Below are 17,530 nucleotides of genomic sequence, written 5' to 3' on the forward strand. Positions count from 1 at the left end.
GTACAATCACGTGCATGAGCGCCTACCACCCCGACCGCGACCAGCTGCTCATCGAGGACGTGCTGGCGGCCCTCGGCAACCCCGTACGCCTGGGCATCGTGCGCGAGCTGGACGCCTCGCCCGGCGAGCGCACCTGCGGCAGCCTGCCGCTGGAGATCACCAAGGCCACGGCCACGCATCACTGGCGGGTGCTGCGGGAGTCGGGGATCACCCGGGAGCACAAGGTGGGCCGGGCCAAGGCCGTCTCGCTGCGCCGGGAGGACCTGGACACGCGCTTCCCCGGGCTGCTCACGGCGGTTCTCGCGGCGACCGCCCCCGCCCGGCGGGCATGAGGGCCGGGGTCCGGGGCGCGTCGCGAGCGGTGGTTCAGTGGGCGATGCTGTCGATCAGCTCGCGCGCGCCCTGACGCAGGAGGGCGACGGCCACCGACGTGCCCAGGGTGGCGGGGTCGAGGGGCCCTGCCCATTCGTGGGCGTTGAGGACCGTCTTGCCGTCCGGGGTGAACACGCGCGCCCGCAGCGACAATTCGCCGCTGCGCTCGGCACGGGCGTAGCCGGCGATGGGGCTGTTGCAGTGGCCCTGGAGGACGTGGAGGAACATCCGTTCCGCGGTGGCCTCGCGGTGGGTGGCGGGGTCGCCCAGGCCACTGACCGTGTCGATGACCGGGGTGTCGCCCTCGCGGCACTGGAGGGCCAGGATGCCCGCGCCGATCGGCGGACACATCGTGTCGACGGACAGGATCTCGGCGACCACGTCGAGGCGGCCGATGCGCTCCAGACCGGAGACGGCGAGCAGCAGGGCGTCGGCGTCGCCCGCGGCGAGCTTCTCCAGCCGCCTGTTGGCGTTGCCGCGCATCGGTACGCAGTCGAGGTGCGGGTGGGAGGCGGCGAGTTGGGCGGTGCGGCGCACGGAGGAGGTGCCGATGCGGGTGCCCGGGGGCAGCTCGTCGAGGGTGAGCCCGCCGGGGTGGACGAGCGCGTCGCGGATGTCGTCGCGCTTGAGGAAGGCGGCGAAGGTCGTGCCCGCGGGGAGCGGGCGGTCGGCGGGGATGTCCTTGACGCAGTGCACCGCGAGGTCGGCCTCACCGGCGAGGAGGGCGGCATCGACCTCCTTGGTGAACGCCCCCTTCCCCTCGACCTGGGAGAGGTCGCCCATCCATTTGTCGCCGGTCGTTCTGACGGGGACGACGTGGGTGCGGATGCCGGGGTGGAGCGCGGCCAGCTCGGCACGGACGCGCTCCACCTGGGCCAGGGCCATGGGTGAGTCGCGGGAGACGATGCGGATCAGTTCAGGGGCGGACATGTCGCCCACGATAGACCGTCGGAGGTGCACATCGACGCCCAGTCTTGACGCCCATCTGACTGGTGTGGCAAGGAGTTTGGTCGACTCGGGCAGGTGTGCGAGGGAGTCGTCCGCGCGGGGCCTGGTGACCGTCGGGCCGGATGGACCGCGGCAGCACCACCATGCGCCCGCCGACCCGGCCCCTCCTAGATCTCTAGATCTCCTCGAAGTCCTGGAAGTCGAAGCCCGGGGCCACCACGCATGTGACCAGCACCGGTTCGTCGCCCGCCGGTTCCGCCGACTGCCAGCACCCTCCGGGGACCAGGAACTGCGGCTGCTCGCCCCGCTCGACCGCGACCCCCAGCACCGCCTCGACGGCGTCCGCCTCGCTCGGGGTCTTCCCCTCCCCTCCCAGCCGTATCCGCAGCGGCCCGCCCGTGTGCCACAGCCAGAGCTCGTCCGATCGCACCCGATGCCAGCGGGAAGTCTCGCCGGGGTGCAGCAGGTAGTAGATGCCCGTCGCGTACGCCCTCGGGCCGCCGTATCCGTCGGGGACGGCTTCGGCCGTGGTCCGCCACGTCTCGCGGAACCACCCGCCCTCGACGTGCGGTTGGAGGCCGAGGGCCGTGACGAGCCCGGAGATGTCCGCCATGTTCATCCTTTCTCGCGCGCGCCCCGCCGCGCCTCACTGTCCGGACTTGCCCTTCAACGCGTCCGGGGCGATCAGCAGGACCATGCCCAGCACCGCGAGCACCATGCCCGCGTATATCTCGTGCCCCTTGAGGAATCCGATATGGCGCACGACGCCCCAGAGCCGGAAGAACCCCGTGAATTCATGGACGACGGTGGTGATGCCTCCCATGAGGAGGATGACGCCGATGCCCTCCAGCAGCTTCTTCATGCCACGATCGTCCCGCGGGCCCGGCGGCCGGACATCGCCCGGAAGATGCCGGCCCACGGTCGGAAATAGCGAGGTCACCGGGCCTTCGCCGACCAAAGTCTCCGGTCGTGCGACTTTGGTCGCGGGCCGCTCTCCGGCGCTCCCGGGGCGCTCGGCCCGTCAGTAGATTTGTGGTCATGAAAGGCGAGCGAGCTCAGGACATGCCCCAGCCGGACGCGGCCTATCCGTGGCTGCTGCCGTCCGCCGTCATGGAGCCCCGCGCCGGTGGCGGCGGGGCGCGGCGGACCGCGCGCGACTGGGCGGTCGACATCGTCTGCCTGGCCTTCGCCGCTTTCGTCGGACTGCTCGCGGCGGACGACGCGCAGGCGGCCGCGGTGCCGGACTGGGCCCTTCTCGCCGATCAGATCGCGGGGGCCGCGGCCTGCGCGGCGCTGTGGCTGCGGCGCCGGTGGCCGACCGAGCTGGCCGTGGCGCTGGCGGCGGTCAGTGCCGTGTCGCCGTGCGCGGCGGGGGCGATGCTGGTGGCCGCGTTCACCGTGGCGGTGCACCGCCCGTTCCGCGCGGTGGCCGTCGCGGGCGGGCTGGCGATGATCAGCCAGCCGATCCAGGCCGTGATCCGGCCCGATCCCGGCCTGGGGTTCATGGGGGCGTCCGCGATCGGGGCGCTGTTGGTCCTCACCATGATCGGCTGGGGCATGTTCGTGCGGTCCCGGCGGCAGCTGGTGCTGTCGCTGCGCGAGCGCGCGGTGCGCGCGGAGGCCGAGGCCGAGCTGCGGGCCGAGCGGGCCCAGCGCCTCGCGCGGGAGAGCATCGCGCGGGAGATGCACGATGTGCTGGCCCACCGGCTGTCGCTGCTGTGCGTGCACGCGGGCGCCCTGGAATACCGGCCGGACGCGCCTCCCGCCGAGATGGCGCGTGCCACCGGGGTGATCCGCGCGAGCGCGCACCAGGCGTTGCAGGACCTACGCGAGGTGATCGGGGTGCTGCGTGCCCCCGAGGGTGGCGCCGGCTCCGAGGGCGTGCCCGGCGCCGGGTCCGGGCCCGGTGCCGACCGGCCGCAGCCCACCCTCGCGGCGCTGGAGGAGCTGCTGGATGAGTCCCGGCAGGCGGGCATGGCGGTCCGTCTCGACCAGCGGGTGATCGATCCACTGCTGGTGCCCGCGGCCACCGGTCGCACGGCCTACCGGATAGTCCAGGAAGCGCTGACCAACGCCCGTAAGCACGCCCCGGGCGCGGAGGTGGGCGTGGTCGTCGGGGGTTCGCCGGAGGAGGGGCTCACCGTTCTGGTCACCAATCCGGCCGGGGCTTCGGGGGGCACGTCGGTGCCCGGATCCGGGCAGGGGCTCATAGGTCTCACCGAGCGCGCCACGCTGGCCGGCGGGCGGCTGGAGCACGGGCCCGCACCCGACGGCGGGTTCCGGGTCCGCGGCTGGCTACCGTGGCCGGTATGACCGCCGCTCCGACGCCCCAGCCGATCCGTGTCCTGCTCGTCGACGACGACCCGCTCGTCCGGGCCGGGCTGTCGTTCATGCTGGGCGGTCTGGCCGACATCGTGATCGTGGGAGAGGCGGCCGACGGCACCGAGGTGGCCGCCCTCGTCGAGCGGCTCACGCCCGATGTGGTGCTGATGGACATCCGGATGCCGTCGATGGACGGGCTGGCGGCGACCGAGCAGCTGCGCGCCCGGGAGCACGCGCCGGAGGTCATCGTGCTGACCACGTTCAACGCGGACGAGCAGGTGTTGCGCGCCCTGCGGGCCGGGGCCGCCGGGTTCGTCCTCAAGGACACCCCGCCCGCGCAGATCGTGGAGGCGGTGCGCCGGGTGGCGGCGGGCTCGCCCGTCCTCTCCCCCACCGTGACGCGTCAGCTGATCGCCCGGGTGACGGACGGGGAGCCGAAGGACTCCCATGGCAGCCGGGCGCGGGCCCGGCTGGCCGGGCTGAACGAGCGGGAGCGGGAGGTCGCGGCCGCCGTCGGGCGCGGGCAGTCCAACGCGGAGATCGCGGCCGCGCTGTATATGAGCGTGGCGACGGTCAAGACGCATGTCTCCCGCATCCTGACGAAGCTCGATCTCAACAACCGGGTCCAGATCGCCCTGCTCGCCCATGATGCGGACCGGCCCGGCCCGGCCTGAGGTGCTCGCGGCGCCCCCGCGTCCGGCGGTTTCGCGCATCGGCCCCCGATCCGCGCGCGGCCTTGCGTCCATGGGGTCGTGTTGCCCAACCGCCTGGGAACCTACATCCGGTCGACGGCCGGCTGTTACAAAACAGCAGGGAAACGGCAGGTGCCGGGTCATAGGATCGAACTCACGATCAGGGGGTGATCAGTTCTGGCCCCCGCCTTGTTTGACCGTTTGACGATTACGCGCTCTTGGCGCAGGAGAGTAGGGGGACACCTGTGCCAGGGCACATACCGCGTCGCCGTGTGCTGCAGGTAGCCGGCGGGGGCCTTGTCGTCGGAGCGGGTGCCGTGGGCGCCTGGCAGTGGCTCGCCCCCGAGGTGAAGAAGACCGGCACCGACGGCGCCCCGGTGAGTGCCGCGAAGGCGTCGACGTCCGCGTCGTTCGTCCATGTGATCGCCCACCCCGACGACTCGCTCTACTTCATGAACCCGGAGCTGGAGCAGTCCATACTCAGCGGCGCGCCCGCCGTGACCGTATGCCTGACCGGCGGCGAGTCGGACGGCCGCAACGCCCTCTCCCAGGCCCGCGGTTACGGGCGCATGCCGCAGAAGCGGCCGGAGTTCGTCCGTGCCCGGATCAACGGCTTCCGCGCGGCCACGGCCCAGATGGCCACCGGCAACTCCCTCAGCCCCTGGGATGTGGAGACCCTGCGTCTCCTGCCCGGCTTCGAGGTCGAGCTCCAGACGCTGCGCGCCGCACCCCACGTCCAGTTGATCTTCGTGGAGCTGATCGAGGCGCGGTCGCTGCGCTACCCGCACAAGGACAGCCTGCGCGGCCTGTGGCTCGGGGCGACGCCCCGGCTCACCACGCTCACGCCGACGGGGACCCCGGTCACCCGCACCTTCCAGTACGGGCGCCAGCAGCTGATCGACACGCTCGCCGCCGTCTTCGAGCGCTATCAGCCGACCGTGGTGCGCACCCTCGACCCGAACCCGGCCCACCTGGCGAAGCAGCCGGAGTACCGCAACACCCCGGCGGTCCTGGACGGCATCTACAGCCACGACCACCAGGACCACACCAGCTCCGCCTTCTTCGCCCAGGCCGCCCTCGCGGAGTACTGGGGCCGCAAGCACTCCCGGCCCACCGCCGTCGAGAGCTACGTCGGCTACGAGGTCGACGTGCTGCGCAGCAACCTCGACAAGGCCACCACCGACCGCAAGGTCACCTTCCTGGACGTCTACGGCTGGGCCGACAACGGCAAGAACTGCGGGGACGCCGCGGGCTGCGGCGACCGCAAGGTCGGCGACCTGTCCGGCACCAAGTACCACGGCTGGTCGAGCAATTGCCGCCATCGCGCCCCGGGCACGATGCGCTGGGTGCAACCGCTGCCCGACGGCCGGCTCGCGGCCTTCTCCGTCCTCGACGGCGCCGCCCAGTGCTGGACCGAGCGCAAGGCGGGCAGCGGCATCTGGTCCGCGCCCGTCGCGGTCGGCGGCACCATGCTGGAGGGCCAGATACAGGCGGTGCGGCACGAGGACGGCATGCTCCAGCTGTTCTCCATACGCACCGTGCTGCCCGTGAAGGGCGGACCCCACCGGCGCGAGGTCACCACCGCCCTCCAGAGGGGCACGGGCCCCGGCGGCGCCCCGGCGTTCGGCCCCTGGCAGTCCCTCGACTCCCCCGAGGACGACCCCGGTCGCTCGATGGAGGTGGGCTACCCGGTCGCGGTCGTGGCCAAGGACGGCACGGCGCACGTCTTCGTACGCAACTGGGACGGCGGCATCAGCTTCCGCAGCGGCGCCGGCGGCAAGGGCTGGACGGGCTGGGCCCCGCTGCCCGCCGCCGATCCGCGGACGAAGCTCCAGGACGGTCTGGACGCCGCGCTCGACAACGAGGGCCGGATCCACCTCGTCGCCGCCGACACCAAGACCGTCCACCACTGGGTGTCCCAGGGCCCCGGCGGGCCGCTGCAGGAGGCCGGGCCGACCCGGCTCCCCGCCACGACCGGCCCGCTGACCCTGGCCCCCCTCTCCGGCGGGGGCATGCGCATGGCCGTGCGCATGCCGGACACCTCCCGCATCGTCGTCGCCGACCGGCTGACGGACAGCGCGGGCTGGAAGGTCGCCACGGAGTGCCCGACGATCAGCGGCTACGGCCGCGTCGCGCTCGCCCAGGCGGGGACCGTGACCGTGCTCGCCGCGCGCGACGGCAAGGGCCTCGTCCGGCTGTCGGCCGGTTCGGGGCGCCCGGGCCCCTGGCTGGACGAAGGCGTTCCGCACCGTGGCACGGCCGGGATGGTCCAGGACGCCAAGGGCCGCACGGTCGCCGTCGTCCTCGGCATGGACGGCAGGCTCAGCAGCGCCCGGCACACGGGCTCGGGGAAGTCCGGGTTCACGGACTGGCTGTCGCACGACGGCACGGCCCAGGCGGACCTGGAGTCGTAGTCCCCACAGGGGAGTTCACCGCCCCATGAGGCGGGACCGCCGCCCTTCCCCGCATCGCGGGCGAAGGGCGGCGGCAGGTGCGGCTAGGCGCCCTGGTGGGCCCGCAGCCGGTCGGCCATCAGGGTGTTGACCGCCTTCTGGTGCGAGGCCAGGTAGAAGTGGCCGCCCGGGAAGACATGGAAGTCGAACGGGCCCTCGGTGTGCCCGGCCCACGCCCGGGCCTCCTCCAGGGTCACCTTGGGGTCGTCGTCCCCGGTCATCGCGGTCACCGGGCAGCGCAGCGGCTCGCCCGGCTCGTAGGTGTAGGTCTCCGCGGCGTGGTAGTCGGCACGGATCGCCGGGAGGACCATGCGCAGGATCTCGTCGTCGCCGAGGAGCTCCGAGTCGGTGCCGCTCAGCTTCTTCAGCTCGGCGATCACGCCGTTGTCGTCCTGCTGGTGCACGGTCTCGTGCCGGCGCCTGGACGGTGCGCGGCGGGCGGAGGCGAAGAGCCCGGCGAGGACGATGCCCTTCTCCCGCTCGAAACGGCGGGCGACCTCGAAGGCCAGCGTGGCGCCCATGCTGTGCCCGAACAGCGCCAGCGGCCGGTCGGCCCACGGCAGCAGCGCGGCGAACACCCGGTCGGCGAGGTCGGGGATGTTGTCTATGAGCGGCTCCGCGCGGCGGTCCTGGCGGCCGGGGTACTGCAGGCACAGCACGTCGACGGAGTCCGGCATGGCCTGCGACACGGGGAAGTAGAAGCTCGCCGAGCCACCGGCGTGCGGCAGGCAGACCAGCCGGGCGGCGGCGTCCGGGCGCGGGTGGAACCTGCGGACCCACAGGCCGTTGTCCTCGGTGTTGTCGATCACGGGTCGGTCGTTCCTTCCAACGAAAAATCGGCATACGGAACACACTTGATCAAAAGTGACGAACAGCCGTGTGCGGCAGGGCCCTTGCCGGGGCCCCGCCGCACACCGTCACTTCGCCACTTTATGGGGCCGTGACGCCCTGTTCGCTGTTCCGACGGCCTCGCGCTCAGCGGATCGGCATGCCCGAGATCGTCCGCGCGATGACCAGGCGCTGAATCTCGCTCGTGCCCTCGAATATCGTGTAAATGGCGGCATCCCGGTGCATGCGCTCCACCGGATACTCCCGGGTGTAGCCGTTGCCGCCGAGGATCTGCATCGCCTGGGCCGTCACGGTCTTCGCCGTCTCGCCCGCGAAGAGCTTCGACATCGACCCCTCCGCCGCCGTGAAGGGCCTGCCCGCGGTGGCCATCCAGGACGCGCGCCAGACCAGGAGGCGGGCGGCGTCCACCCGGGTGCGCATGTCGGCCAACTGGAAGGCGATGCCCTGGTTGTCGATGATGGGGCGGCCGAACTGAACGCGCGTCTTGGCGTATTCGAGCGCCACCTCGTACGCGGCGCGGGCGATGCCGACCGCCTGGGCGCCGACCGCCGGGCGGGACGCCTCGAAGGTGGCCATCGCGGCGTTCGGCGAACCCGCGCCGCGCTCCCCCGCCGCCCGCTCGCGCGCCCGGGCCAGCCGCTCGTCCAGCTTCTCCTTGCCACCGAGCAGGCAGTGACCGGGAATGCGGACGCCGTCGAGGACGACCTCGGCGGTGTGGGAGGCGCGGATGCCGTGCTTCTTGAACTTCTGGCCCTGGGAGAGCCCGGGGGTGCCCGGCGGGACGATGAAGGAGGCGTGGCCGCGCGAGCCCAGCTCCGGGTCGACCACGGCGACGACGACGTGGACATTGGCGATGCCGCCGTTGGTCGCCCAGGTCTTGGTGCCGTTGATCACCCATTCGTCCTTGGCCTCGTCGTAGACGGCGCGGGTGCGCATGGCCGAGACGTCCGAGCCGGCGTCGGGCTCGGAGGAGCAGAAGGCGGCCACCTTCACATCGGCCGCGTCGCCGTACATCTGTGGCACCCAGGTGCCCACCTGCTCCTCGGTGCCGTTGGTGAGCACGCCGATCGCGGCGAGGCCGGTGCCCGCGATGGCGAGCCCGAGGCCGGCGTCGCCCCAGAAGAGCTCCTCCAGGGTCATGGGCACGCCGAGGCCGGTGGGGTCGAAGAACTGCTGGGCGTAGAAGTCGAGGGAATAGAGCCCGATCTTGGCCGCCTCCTGGACGACCGGCCAGGGGAACTCCTCGCGCTCGTCCCACTCCGCGGCGGCCGGGCGCATCACGTCGACCGCGAAGCCATGGATCCAGTCACGAATGCCCCGCTGGTCCTCGTCGAGCTCCATCATGAACTGCGTCACGACCCCTCCAACTCGTCATTACTCGCGGTAACATGAGTATGTTACCCGCGAGTAGAGGTGTCAACTGCCCGGCCTCCCGGATTCGCTGAGTGGGCTTGGTGTTACGTTGCGCAGGCGTTACCGGAACACAGGGGCGGGGAGGCAGGTCCTATGGAAACCAGTCAGCGGGACGATCAGCAGCGGGCCGCGGAGCGACGGCGCAGAGAACTGCTGGAGGCCGCGGACCGGGTGGTGCTGCGGGACGGACCGGGGGCGTCGATGAACGCCATCGCGGCCGAGGCGGGCATCACCAAGCCCATCCTCTACCGGCACTTCGGCGACAAGGGCGGCCTCTACCGCGCCCTGGCCGTACGGCACACGGACGCGCTGCTCGCGGGGCTGCGCGCCGCGCTCGACGCCCCGGCGGCCACCCGGCGCGAGCGCGTCGAGGCGACGCTCGACACCTACCTCGCGGCCATAGAGGCACGGCCGCAGGTCTACCGCTTCCTGATGCACCCCGCCGACGAGGGCCACCCCTCCGACCAGGGCGAGCAGGGCTTCGACGTGGGCCGGCACTCCGCCCCGCTGCTGCGCCGGCTCGGCGAGGAGCTGGCCCAGGTGATAGCCGAGCGCGTCGACCTCGGGCCGGGCAGCGACGAGCTGGCGCGCGCGTGGGGGCACGGCATCGTCGGCATGATGCACGCGGCGGGTGACTGGTGGCTGCGCGAACGGCCGTTCCCTCGGGCGCACCTGGTGCGCCACCTCGCGGATCTGCTGTGGGGCCGGCTCGCGGCGGCGGGCGACCTGGAGGGCGGGCCGGGGTTCTGACCGGGGCTCAGCCCATGGACGGGCTTGATCTGGCATCCACATCGGCCAGGTTGAGCCCGTGGGGGCACCTCCCAGCGGTAGCTGGGGGAGGAAACGGACCCGCACCCGGAAAACAACGCCCCGCTCAGGCCGCCCAAGGCGCCCTCCGGGCAGCCCGCAGTGCCCGGTAGCGGCGCAGGCCGGTGAGGTGGTCGAGGTAGAGGCCGCCGTCGAGGTGGTCGCACTCGTGCTGGAGGCACCGGGCGAAGAACCCGGTGCCGCGCGCGTGGACCGGTGCCCCGTCCGCGGTGAACCCCTCCACCTCGGCGTGGTCGAAGCGCGGGGTGCCCGCCTCGATGCCGGGCACGGACAGACAGCCCTCGGGCCCGCGGACCGTGACGCCGTCGGCCACCACCAGCCGGGGGTTGACGAGGTGCCCGAGGTGACGGCGGTCCTCGTCGTCCGGGCAGTCGTAGACGAAGACCCGCAGCGGGACGCCGATCTGGTTGGCGGCCAGGCCCACGCCCTCGGCCGCGTACATCGTGGCGAACATGTCCTCGACAAGTTTCGCGAGGTCGGGACCGAAGTCCGTGACCTCCTCGCACGGTGCGCCGAGACCCCGGTCGCCGAGCAGCCGCATGGGCCGCACCTGTCCTGTACTGCCGGGAATCGAGCCTGTTCGCATGGGGTCAAGCGTACGTTCCAGGGGCTCTGGGTTCGGGCCCGCGGCCGGATCTCGATAGGCTGAGCCCCGACCGAAGCCTCCTGGCTGGCGATTCGGCGCGGAGGGGGCGTTCCACCGGCGGACCAGGGACAGGCAGCGGCGCCGGATGCAAGGAGGATCTAGGACGATGGCAGGCAACACGGGGCCGCTGTCGCCGCGGGCCAAGCTGGCCGTGACGGCGGGCAAGGCTGCTGCGGCAGTGTCGCGAGCCGCGGGCCGCGGCAGCGGATCGGTGATCGGCGGCAAGGTCGCGCTCAAGCTCGACCCCGATCTGCTGGCCCGGCTGGCGACCCACCTGGACGTGGTCCTGGTGTCCGCCACCAACGGCAAGACGACCACGACCCGGCTGATCGCCGAGGCGCTGCGGGCCAGCGGCCCGGTGGTCTCCAACGCGCTGGGCGCGAACATGCCGGCAGGCATCACCTCCGCCCTCGCGGGCGGCTCGGACGCGCGCTACGGCGTGATCGAGGTGGACGAGAAGTACCTGGCGGGAGTCGCCCGGGATGTCTCGCCCAAGGCCATAGCGCTGCTGAACCTCTCGCGCGACCAGCTCGACCGGGCCGCGGAGACGCGCATGCTCGCCGAGAAGTGGCGCGAGGGGCTGGCGGGCACGAAGGCCGTGGTGATCGCGAACGCCGACGACCCGCTGATCGTATGGGCCGCCTCCTCCTCGCCGAACGTGGTGTGGGTGGCGGCCGGCCAGGAGTGGAAGGACGACGCCTGGTCGTGCCCGTCGTGCGGTGGCGTGATGCAGCGCCCCGGCGACGACTGGTTCTGCGGCGAGTGCGGTTTCCGCCGGCCGACGCCGAGCTGGGCGCTGTCGGGTGACTACGTCCTCGACCCGCACGGCAGCGCGTGGCCGATCCACCTCCAGCTGCCGGGCCGGGCCAACAAGGCGAACGCCACCACGTCGGCGGCCGTCGCGGCCACCTTCGGGGTGCCGCCGCAGGTCGCGCTGGAGCGGATGTACCAGGTGCAGGCGGTCGCGGGCCGGTTCGACGTGGTGTCGTTCCTGGGCCGTGACGTCCGGCTGCTGCTGGCGAAGAACCCGGCCGGCTGGCTGGAGACCTTCTCCCTCATCGACGGACCGCCGGCCCCGGTGATCCTCGGCGTGAACGCGCGCGGCGCGGACGGCACCGACACCTCGTGGCTGTGGGACGTCGACTACACCCGCCTCGCCGGGCACCCGATCTTCGTGATCGGCGACCGCAAGCTCGACCTCGCGGTGCGGCTCGAGGTCGCGGGCCTGGACTTCCGGGTCTGCGAGACCGTCGACGAGGCCGTGCAGTCCGCGCCGCCCGGCAGGATCGAGCTGATCGCGAACTACACGGCGTTCCAGGACGTGCGCCGTCGCGTCGGCAACTGAAGACCCCACAAGCACTGAAGGATTGTGAGCATGAGCCAGAACAGTCTGCGTGTGGTGTGGGTCTACCCCGACCTGCTCAGCACCTACGGCGACCAGGGCAACGCCCTGGTCCTGGAGCGGCGCGCGCGCCAGCGCCGCCTGGACGTCCAGCGGGTGGACATCCGCTCCGACCAGCCCATCCCGACCTCGGGCGACATCTACCTGATCGGCGGCGGCGAGGACCGTCCGCAGCGGCTGGCGGCCGAGCGGCTGCGCCGTGACGGCGGCCTGAACCGGGCCGTGGCCAACGGCGCGATCGTCTTCTCGGTGTGCGCCGGCTACCAGATCCTGGGCCACGAGTTCATCAACGACCTGGGCCAGCGCGAGCAGGGCCTGGGGCTGCTGGACGTCGTGAGCACCCGTGGCGACGGCGACCGGTGCGTCGGTGACGTACTGGCCGACATCGACGAGCGGCTGGGCCTGCCCCCGCTGACCGGCTTCGAGAACCACCAGGGCATCACCCATGTCGGCCGCAACGCGCGTCCCTTCGCGCGGACCCGGGTCGGCAGGGGCAACGGCACGGGCGACGGCACCGAGGGCGCGTACAACGACACCGTCTTCGGTACGTACATGCACGGTCCGGTCATGGCCCGCAACCCGCACATCGCGGACATGCTGATCAAGCTGGCGCTGGACGTCAACGCCCTGCCGCCGGTCGACGACCGCTGGTACGAGGCGCTGCGCGACGAGCGGATCGCGGCGGCGACCCAGCCCGCGTAGCGCGGCACGGGCCGTCCGGCCCGTATGACGGACGGTTGTGTTCCCCGCCACCCACCGCTTGTAGGGTGGCGGGGATCCAGCCGGACGACGGGGTCCGGTCTCCGGCCCCTGTTGTGAAGGTTCGCTGTCATGCGCATTGGTGTACTCACCTCCGGTGGCGACTGCCCCGGTCTGAACGCCGTCATCAGGTCCGTCGTGCACCGCGCCGTGGTCGACCACGGCGACGAGGTCATCGGTTTCCACGACGGCTGGCGGGGGCTGCTGGAGGCCGACTACCGCAAGCTCGACCTGGACTCCGTGGCGGGCATCCTCGCCACCGGCGGCACGCTCCTGGGCTCGTCGCGGGTGCAGCCCGCGCAGCTGCGGGACGGGGTCGAGCGGGCCAAGGGCCACGTCGCCGACCTCGGTCTCGACGTCGTCATCCCGATCGGCGGCGAGGGCACGCTCAAGGCGGCGCGGCTGCTGTCGGACGCCGGGCTGCCCGTCGTGGGCGTCCCGAAGACCATCGACAACGACATCGCCTCGACCGATGTGACCTTCGGCTTCGACACGGCCGTGGGCGTCGCCACGGACGCCCTGGACCGGCTGAAGACGACCGCCGAGTCGCACCAGCGCGTGCTGATCGTCGAGGTCATGGGCCGCCACACGGGGTGGATCGCCCTGCACTCGGGCATGGCCGCGGGCGCGCACGCCATCGTCGTACCGGAGCGGCCCTTCGACATCGACGAGCTAACCGAGGTCGTCGGCCGCCGCTTCGAGGACGGCAAGCGCTTCGCGATCGTGGTGGTCGCCGAGGGCGCCAAGCCGCGCGAGGGCTCGATGGCCTTCGAGATCGGCGCCACGGACGTCTACGGCCACGAGCGCTTCGCGGGCGTGGCCCGGCAGCTCGCCGGTGAGCTGGAGCGGCGCCTGGGCAAGGAGGCCCGCCCGGTGATACTCGGCCATGTGCAGCGCGGCGGTACGCCCACGGCGTACGACCGGGTGCTCGCGACGCGGTTCGGCTGGCACGCGGTGGAGGCCGCGCACCAGCGGGCGTTCGGGATGATGACGGCGCTGCGCGGCACGGACATCACGCTGGTGCCGCTGGCGGAAGCGGTCGAACGGCTCAAGACGGTGCCGCACGAGCGGTACGCGGAAGTGGAGTGCGTGCTCTAGCCGCTCCCGGCGGCCACCGTCGCAAAGCGCGCCCCCGCCCGGAGCTCCGGCCGGGAGCGCCTCTAGTCTTGACGAGGCGCATTGGTGCGAAATGGGAGAGAGCGGATGGATCACAGCGGGCACGGCATGATGATGGACATGCCGCCGTTCACGCTGGGACGGGGGTTGCAGTACAGCAGCGAACCCTTCTTCTTGATCGGCTGCCTGCTGGCGCTGGGACTGTACGGCTGGGGCGTGGTCCGGCTGCGACGGCGGGGCGACGCCTGGCCGGTGGGCCGGATCGTGGCGTTCGTGGCCGGCGTGCTGACGGTGGCGCTGGTGATGTGCACCAAGCTGAACGACTACGGCATGGTCATGTTCAGCGTGCACATGGTGCAGCACATGGTGATCAGCATGCTCTCGCCGATCCTGCTGCTGCTCGGCGCGCCGGTGACGCTGACGCTGCGGGCGCTGCCCACGGCCGGGCGGGGCCGCAAGGGGCCCCGCGAGCTGCTGGTGTCGCTGCTGCACAGCCGCTACATGCGGATCATCACGCACCCGGCGTTCACGATCCCGCTGTTCATCGCGAGCCTCTACGCGCTCTACTTCACCCCGCTCTTCGACTTCCTGATGGAGTCGAAGACCGGGCACATCGCGATGATGGTGCACTTCCTCGCGGTCGGCCTGGTGTTCTTCTGGCCGATCATGGGCGTGGACCCGGGGCCGCACCGGCCGGGCTATGTGATGCGGATGCTGGAGCTGTTCGCGGGCATGCCGTTCCACGCGTTCTTCGGCATCGCGCTGATGATGGCGTCGGAGCCGATGATCGGCACGTACATGCACCCCCCGGCGTCGCTGGGCATCGACCCGCTGGAGGACCAGCAGGCCGGCGGCGGCATCGCCTGGGCGTTCAGCGAGATCCCCTCGGTCGTGGTGCTGCTGGCCCTCGTCCTCCAGTGGTACCGCTCGGAGCAGCGGCAGGCCCGGCGCTTCGACCGGGCCGCGGACCGCGACGGCGACAAGGAGCTGACGGCCTACAACGCGTACCTGGCGTCGCTCCAGAGCCGCGGGCAGTAGGCACAGCCGTAGCGGCAGGGGCCGCGGCCGGGAGACGATGGTCTCCTGGCCGCGGCCCTTTTCCGTTCTTCCACGCATCCGGGCCGCCGTGAGGAGGTACGGGCATGCCCGGATCGACGAAGGCGATGGCGGGGCTGACGGTGGGCACGCTCGTCGTCGTGACCGCGTACACGGTGACGATCGGCAGCGACGGCTGGCTGTGGTTCACATGGGTGTTGCTGGGGCTGCTGACGATAGGGGCGTCGGCGGCCAGGAGAACGTGAGGGGGCGGGCGGCCCGGTCAGAAGCGGAAGACGGGGCCCGTCGCCACATCGAGGGCGCACGCGTTGGGGTACGTCTTGTGCCAGACGATCGGGCGCCCGTTCCAGTCGCCTTCGGCCGTCGCGGTGACCGGGTCGTACTCCCGCGTGCAGAGGTGGTTCTCACCGGCCACCTCGCCCGGCTCCCCCTGTGCCCGGCGCAGCGCCGCGCAGGCCTCCGGCCCGTGCGGGTGGTGCCCGCCCGCCTCCGGGCAGGTGAGCTGGAGCCCGCGGGTCCAGGTGTTCTGGGCACCGGACACGGTCAGGAAGAGCCGTCCGTGTTCGGATTCGCCGGCGGCCGCGGGGGGCGCGGCGAGGGCGAGCAGGGCGGCGGCGCTCGCCGCGGCTGCCGTGGCGGCGGTACGTACGGACATTTCGGTGCCTCCTGGGGCGCGGGGGTGCCCGGAGCAAGCTCATCGCGCGCGGGAGCCGCGACGCAAGCGACCGCACCGGACGGTCGTCCGACCGGCGGCACACCGTCACCCACCCGGCCGTGCCGCGGTGCCGCACGGAATCCCCTCCGCCGCGACAGAGGATAGCGCCGTCGCGGGCGGCTTCCGGCCCCGGGAACGGCCTTGCCCCGGTCCGCGGAGGACCGGGGCAAGGTGTGCTGCGAGAGGCGTGAGCCCGGGGTCACTTCCCCGTCGTGGGCTCCGGAATGGCGTGCGGGGCGCACGTCACGTCCTTGGCGTCGGCCTTGCCCTCGAGGAGGTAGGCGTCGACGCGTGAGTTGATGCAGGGGTTGACGAGCCCCGTGACGCCGTGGGAACCGGCGCCCTGCTCCGTGATCAGGCGCGAGCCCTTGAAGCGCTTGTGGAGCTCGACCGCGCCCGCGTACGGGGTGGCGGCGTCACGCGTGCTCTGGACGATGAGCGTCTGCGGCAGACCCTTGTGGGTGGCGACCTCGACGGGCGTGCCCTGGGGGCCCTTCCAGGTGGCGCAGGGCAGGTTCATCCAGGCGTTGGCCCACGTCATGAAGGGGGCCTTCTTGGCGACGCGGGTGTTGTCGCGGTCCCACTTCTTCCAGCTGGTGGGCCACTTGGCGTCGGCGCACTCCACCGCGGTGTAGACGGCGTTGCCGTTCTCCTTGGCGATGTTGCCCGCCTTGTCGGCCAGGTCCGGGCCGGCCGCGGCGACCAGCGGCTTGCTGTCACCGGCGACATACTTGCTCCAGGCGTCGGCGACCGGGACCCACGAGGAGTCGTAGTACGCGGCGCTCTGGAAGAAGTTGATGAGCTCGGCCGGGCCGACGACACCGCCGATGGGGCTCTTCTTGGCGGTGGCCCGGATCTTCTCCCAGCCCTGCTGGACCTTGGCCTGGGTGGTGCCGAGGTGGAAGACGGAGTCGTGCTGGGCGACCCACGCCTCCCAGTCCTTGAAGCGGCCCTCGAAGGCGACATCCTGCTCCAGGTTGGCCTGGTACCAGATGTTCTCCTGCGCCGGGTTGACGACGCTGTCGACGATCAGGCGGCGGACGTGGTCCGGGAAGAGCGTGCCGTAGACGGCGCCGAGGTAGGTGCCGTAGGAGACGCCCAGGTAGTTGAGCTTCTTCTCGCCGAGGGCGGCGCGCACGACGTCGACGTCACGGGCGGTGTTCGCCGTCGTGAGGTACGGGAGGAGGTCACCGCTGCGCTCGGCGCAGCCGTCCGCGTACTGGCGGGCGAGCTTGCGCTGGGCGAGCTTGTCGGCCTCGTTGGAGGGCACCGGGTCGGCCTTGGGGGCCGCCACGAAATTCTGCGGGTCGATGCAGGAGATCGGGGCGGAGTGGCCCACACCGCGCGGGTCGAAGCCGACGAAGTCGTACGCCTTGGCGGTCTTGGTCCACAGCGGGCTCTTGGTCGTGATCCGCTTGGGGAACCGCATGCCGGAGCCGCCGGGGCCGCCCGGGTTGTAGACCAGTGAGCCCTGGCGCTCGGCGGCGCTGCCGGTGGAGCGGGCGCGGTCCACGGCGATCTTGATGGTGCGGCCGTTGGGCTTGCGGTAGTCCACGGGAACCGTGACGAAACCGCACTCGATCGGCTTCTCCAGGGCCCAATCGGCAGGACAGTCCTGCCACTTGATGCCCGTCTTCGCCGCCTTCGCGGCGGCGACCTGCACACCGTGCGCCTCGGCGGCGCCGCCCGGCACGGGCTCGCCCGCGCTGGCGGCCGGGGCGGTCAGGAACCCGGCCACCAGCGCGCCGGTCACCGCAGTGCCGGCCGCGCCGAGTATTGATGTAGGTCTCACGTAGGAATCCCCCTGCTGATGCGCCGCTTGGCGCGGTGATGATCGCAATACTGCTGCTCGGATCCTTCCGTCTCCCATGCCATAAAGGACAGGTTGTGCAGGGGTTTCTTTACTAATCCGTAAGAATGAAGACACAAAAGATGCCACATGTGGCGACGTTCGCCCCT

18 protein-coding genes are annotated in these 17,530 nt (G+C 71.9%); 10 read left to right on the top strand and 8 right to left on the bottom strand.

Annotated elements, in window-relative coordinates:
• Positions 1 to 14: 14 nt before the first annotated feature.
• The gene (locus ABD269_RS17845) at positions 15 to 332 is read left to right on the top strand and encodes an ArsR/SmtB family transcription factor (protein ID WP_344118937.1); all 318 of its coding nucleotides are present in this window, start codon (positions 15 to 17) and stop codon (positions 330 to 332) included.
• 34 nt (positions 333 to 366) lie between these two features.
• Here the strand turns inward: ABD269_RS17845 and hemC are convergent, their stop codons facing one another.
• The 3 genes from hemC to ABD269_RS17860 form a co-directional block, all read right to left on the bottom strand.
• Positions 367 to 1,302 (bottom strand): hydroxymethylbilane synthase, encoded by a 936-nt coding sequence (hemC, locus tag ABD269_RS17850; RefSeq protein ID WP_344118939.1) that lies wholly within the window; start codon positions 1,300 to 1,302, stop codon positions 367 to 369.
• A 193-nt stretch (positions 1,303 to 1,495) separates the two neighbouring features.
• The gene (locus ABD269_RS17855; RefSeq protein WP_344118941.1) at positions 1,496 to 1,933 is read right to left on the bottom strand and encodes a cupin domain-containing protein; all 438 of its coding nucleotides are present in this window, start codon (positions 1,931 to 1,933) and stop codon (positions 1,496 to 1,498) included.
• 33 nt (positions 1,934 to 1,966) lie between these two features.
• On the bottom strand, positions 1,967 to 2,182 hold the full coding sequence (locus tag ABD269_RS17860) for a hypothetical protein (RefSeq protein ID WP_344118943.1): 216 nt from the start codon (positions 2,180 to 2,182) through the stop codon (positions 1,967 to 1,969).
• A gap of 176 nt (positions 2,183 to 2,358) precedes the next feature.
• Here ABD269_RS17860 and ABD269_RS17865 point away from each other — a divergent pair, with 176 nt between their 5' ends.
• The 3 genes from ABD269_RS17865 (at position 2,359) to ABD269_RS17875 (ending at position 6,748) form a co-directional block, all read left to right on the top strand.
• The gene (locus ABD269_RS17865) at positions 2,359 to 3,633 is read left to right on the top strand and encodes a sensor histidine kinase (RefSeq protein WP_344118945.1); all 1,275 of its coding nucleotides are present in this window, start codon (positions 2,359 to 2,361) and stop codon (positions 3,631 to 3,633) included.
• Positions 3,630 to 4,316: a response regulator gene (locus ABD269_RS17870; protein ID WP_344118947.1), complete on the top strand. Its 687-nt coding sequence runs from the start codon at positions 3,630 to 3,632 to the stop codon at positions 4,314 to 4,316. Before ABD269_RS17865 ends, ABD269_RS17870 begins: the two co-directional genes overlap by 4 nt.
• 290 nt (positions 4,317 to 4,606) lie before the next feature.
• Entirely contained in the window at positions 4,607 to 6,748 is a 2,142-nt protein-coding gene (locus ABD269_RS17875) for a PIG-L family deacetylase (protein WP_344118949.1), read from the top strand.
• An 83-nt stretch (positions 6,749 to 6,831) separates the two neighbouring features.
• Here ABD269_RS17875 and ABD269_RS17880 read toward each other — a convergent pair whose 3' ends face one another.
• On the bottom strand, positions 6,832 to 7,596 hold the full coding sequence (locus ABD269_RS17880; protein WP_344118951.1) for a thioesterase II family protein: 765 nt from the start codon (positions 7,594 to 7,596) through the stop codon (positions 6,832 to 6,834).
• Between the two features lie 166 nt (positions 7,597 to 7,762).
• A complete protein-coding gene (locus ABD269_RS17885) occupies positions 7,763 to 8,980 on the bottom strand; it encodes an acyl-CoA dehydrogenase family protein (protein ID WP_425572915.1) in 1,218 nt (405 codons plus the stop codon).
• Between the two features lie 162 nt (positions 8,981 to 9,142).
• On the opposite strand from ABD269_RS17885, the gene ABD269_RS17890 reads away from it, so the two are divergent.
• Positions 9,143 to 9,799, top strand: a complete 657-nt coding sequence (locus tag ABD269_RS17890; RefSeq protein WP_301889510.1) for a TetR/AcrR family transcriptional regulator — start codon at positions 9,143 to 9,145, stop codon at positions 9,797 to 9,799.
• A gap of 124 nt (positions 9,800 to 9,923) precedes the next feature.
• Here ABD269_RS17890 and def read toward each other — a convergent pair whose 3' ends face one another.
• Positions 9,924 to 10,463, bottom strand: coding sequence for a peptide deformylase (def, locus tag ABD269_RS17895; RefSeq protein ID WP_344118956.1), 540 nt, complete (start codon positions 10,461 to 10,463; stop codon positions 9,924 to 9,926).
• A gap of 166 nt (positions 10,464 to 10,629) precedes the next feature.
• On the opposite strand from def, the gene ABD269_RS17900 reads away from it, so the two are divergent.
• From ABD269_RS17900 to ABD269_RS17920, 5 genes are all read left to right on the top strand, one after another.
• Complete coding sequence (locus ABD269_RS17900) at positions 10,630 to 11,868, top strand: MurT ligase domain-containing protein (protein ID WP_301889506.1); 1,239 nt, start codon at positions 10,630 to 10,632, stop codon at positions 11,866 to 11,868.
• A 30-nt stretch (positions 11,869 to 11,898) separates the two neighbouring features.
• Positions 11,899 to 12,627 carry a type 1 glutamine amidotransferase gene (locus ABD269_RS17905; protein ID WP_301889505.1) on the top strand — a complete coding sequence of 243 codons (729 nt, stop codon included), beginning with the start codon at positions 11,899 to 11,901 and terminating at the stop codon, positions 12,625 to 12,627.
• Positions 12,628 to 12,756: 129 nt separating this feature from the next.
• Positions 12,757 to 13,782, top strand: a complete 1,026-nt coding sequence (locus tag ABD269_RS17910; protein WP_301889503.1) for a 6-phosphofructokinase — start codon at positions 12,757 to 12,759, stop codon at positions 13,780 to 13,782.
• A 105-nt stretch (positions 13,783 to 13,887) separates the two neighbouring features.
• Positions 13,888 to 14,838, top strand: a complete 951-nt coding sequence (locus ABD269_RS17915) for a cytochrome c oxidase assembly protein (RefSeq protein WP_344118962.1) — start codon at positions 13,888 to 13,890, stop codon at positions 14,836 to 14,838.
• Between the two features lie 104 nt (positions 14,839 to 14,942).
• Complete coding sequence (locus ABD269_RS17920; protein WP_344118964.1) at positions 14,943 to 15,101, top strand: hypothetical protein; 159 nt, start codon at positions 14,943 to 14,945, stop codon at positions 15,099 to 15,101.
• 17 nt (positions 15,102 to 15,118) lie between these two features.
• Here the strand turns inward: ABD269_RS17920 and ABD269_RS17925 are convergent, their stop codons facing one another.
• The gene (locus ABD269_RS17925) at positions 15,119 to 15,511 is read right to left on the bottom strand and encodes an SSI family serine proteinase inhibitor (RefSeq protein WP_301889499.1); all 393 of its coding nucleotides are present in this window, start codon (positions 15,509 to 15,511) and stop codon (positions 15,119 to 15,121) included.
• 259 nt (positions 15,512 to 15,770) lie between these two features.
• Entirely contained in the window at positions 15,771 to 17,363 is a 1,593-nt protein-coding gene (locus tag ABD269_RS17930; RefSeq protein ID WP_344118967.1) for an alpha/beta hydrolase, read from the bottom strand.
• Positions 17,364 to 17,530 lie beyond the last annotated feature (167 nt).

Origin of the sequence: Streptomyces blastmyceticus, from assembly GCF_039521185.1 — a bacterium.
Classification (GTDB): domain Bacteria; phylum Actinomycetota; class Actinomycetes; order Streptomycetales; family Streptomycetaceae; genus Streptomyces; species Streptomyces blastmyceticus.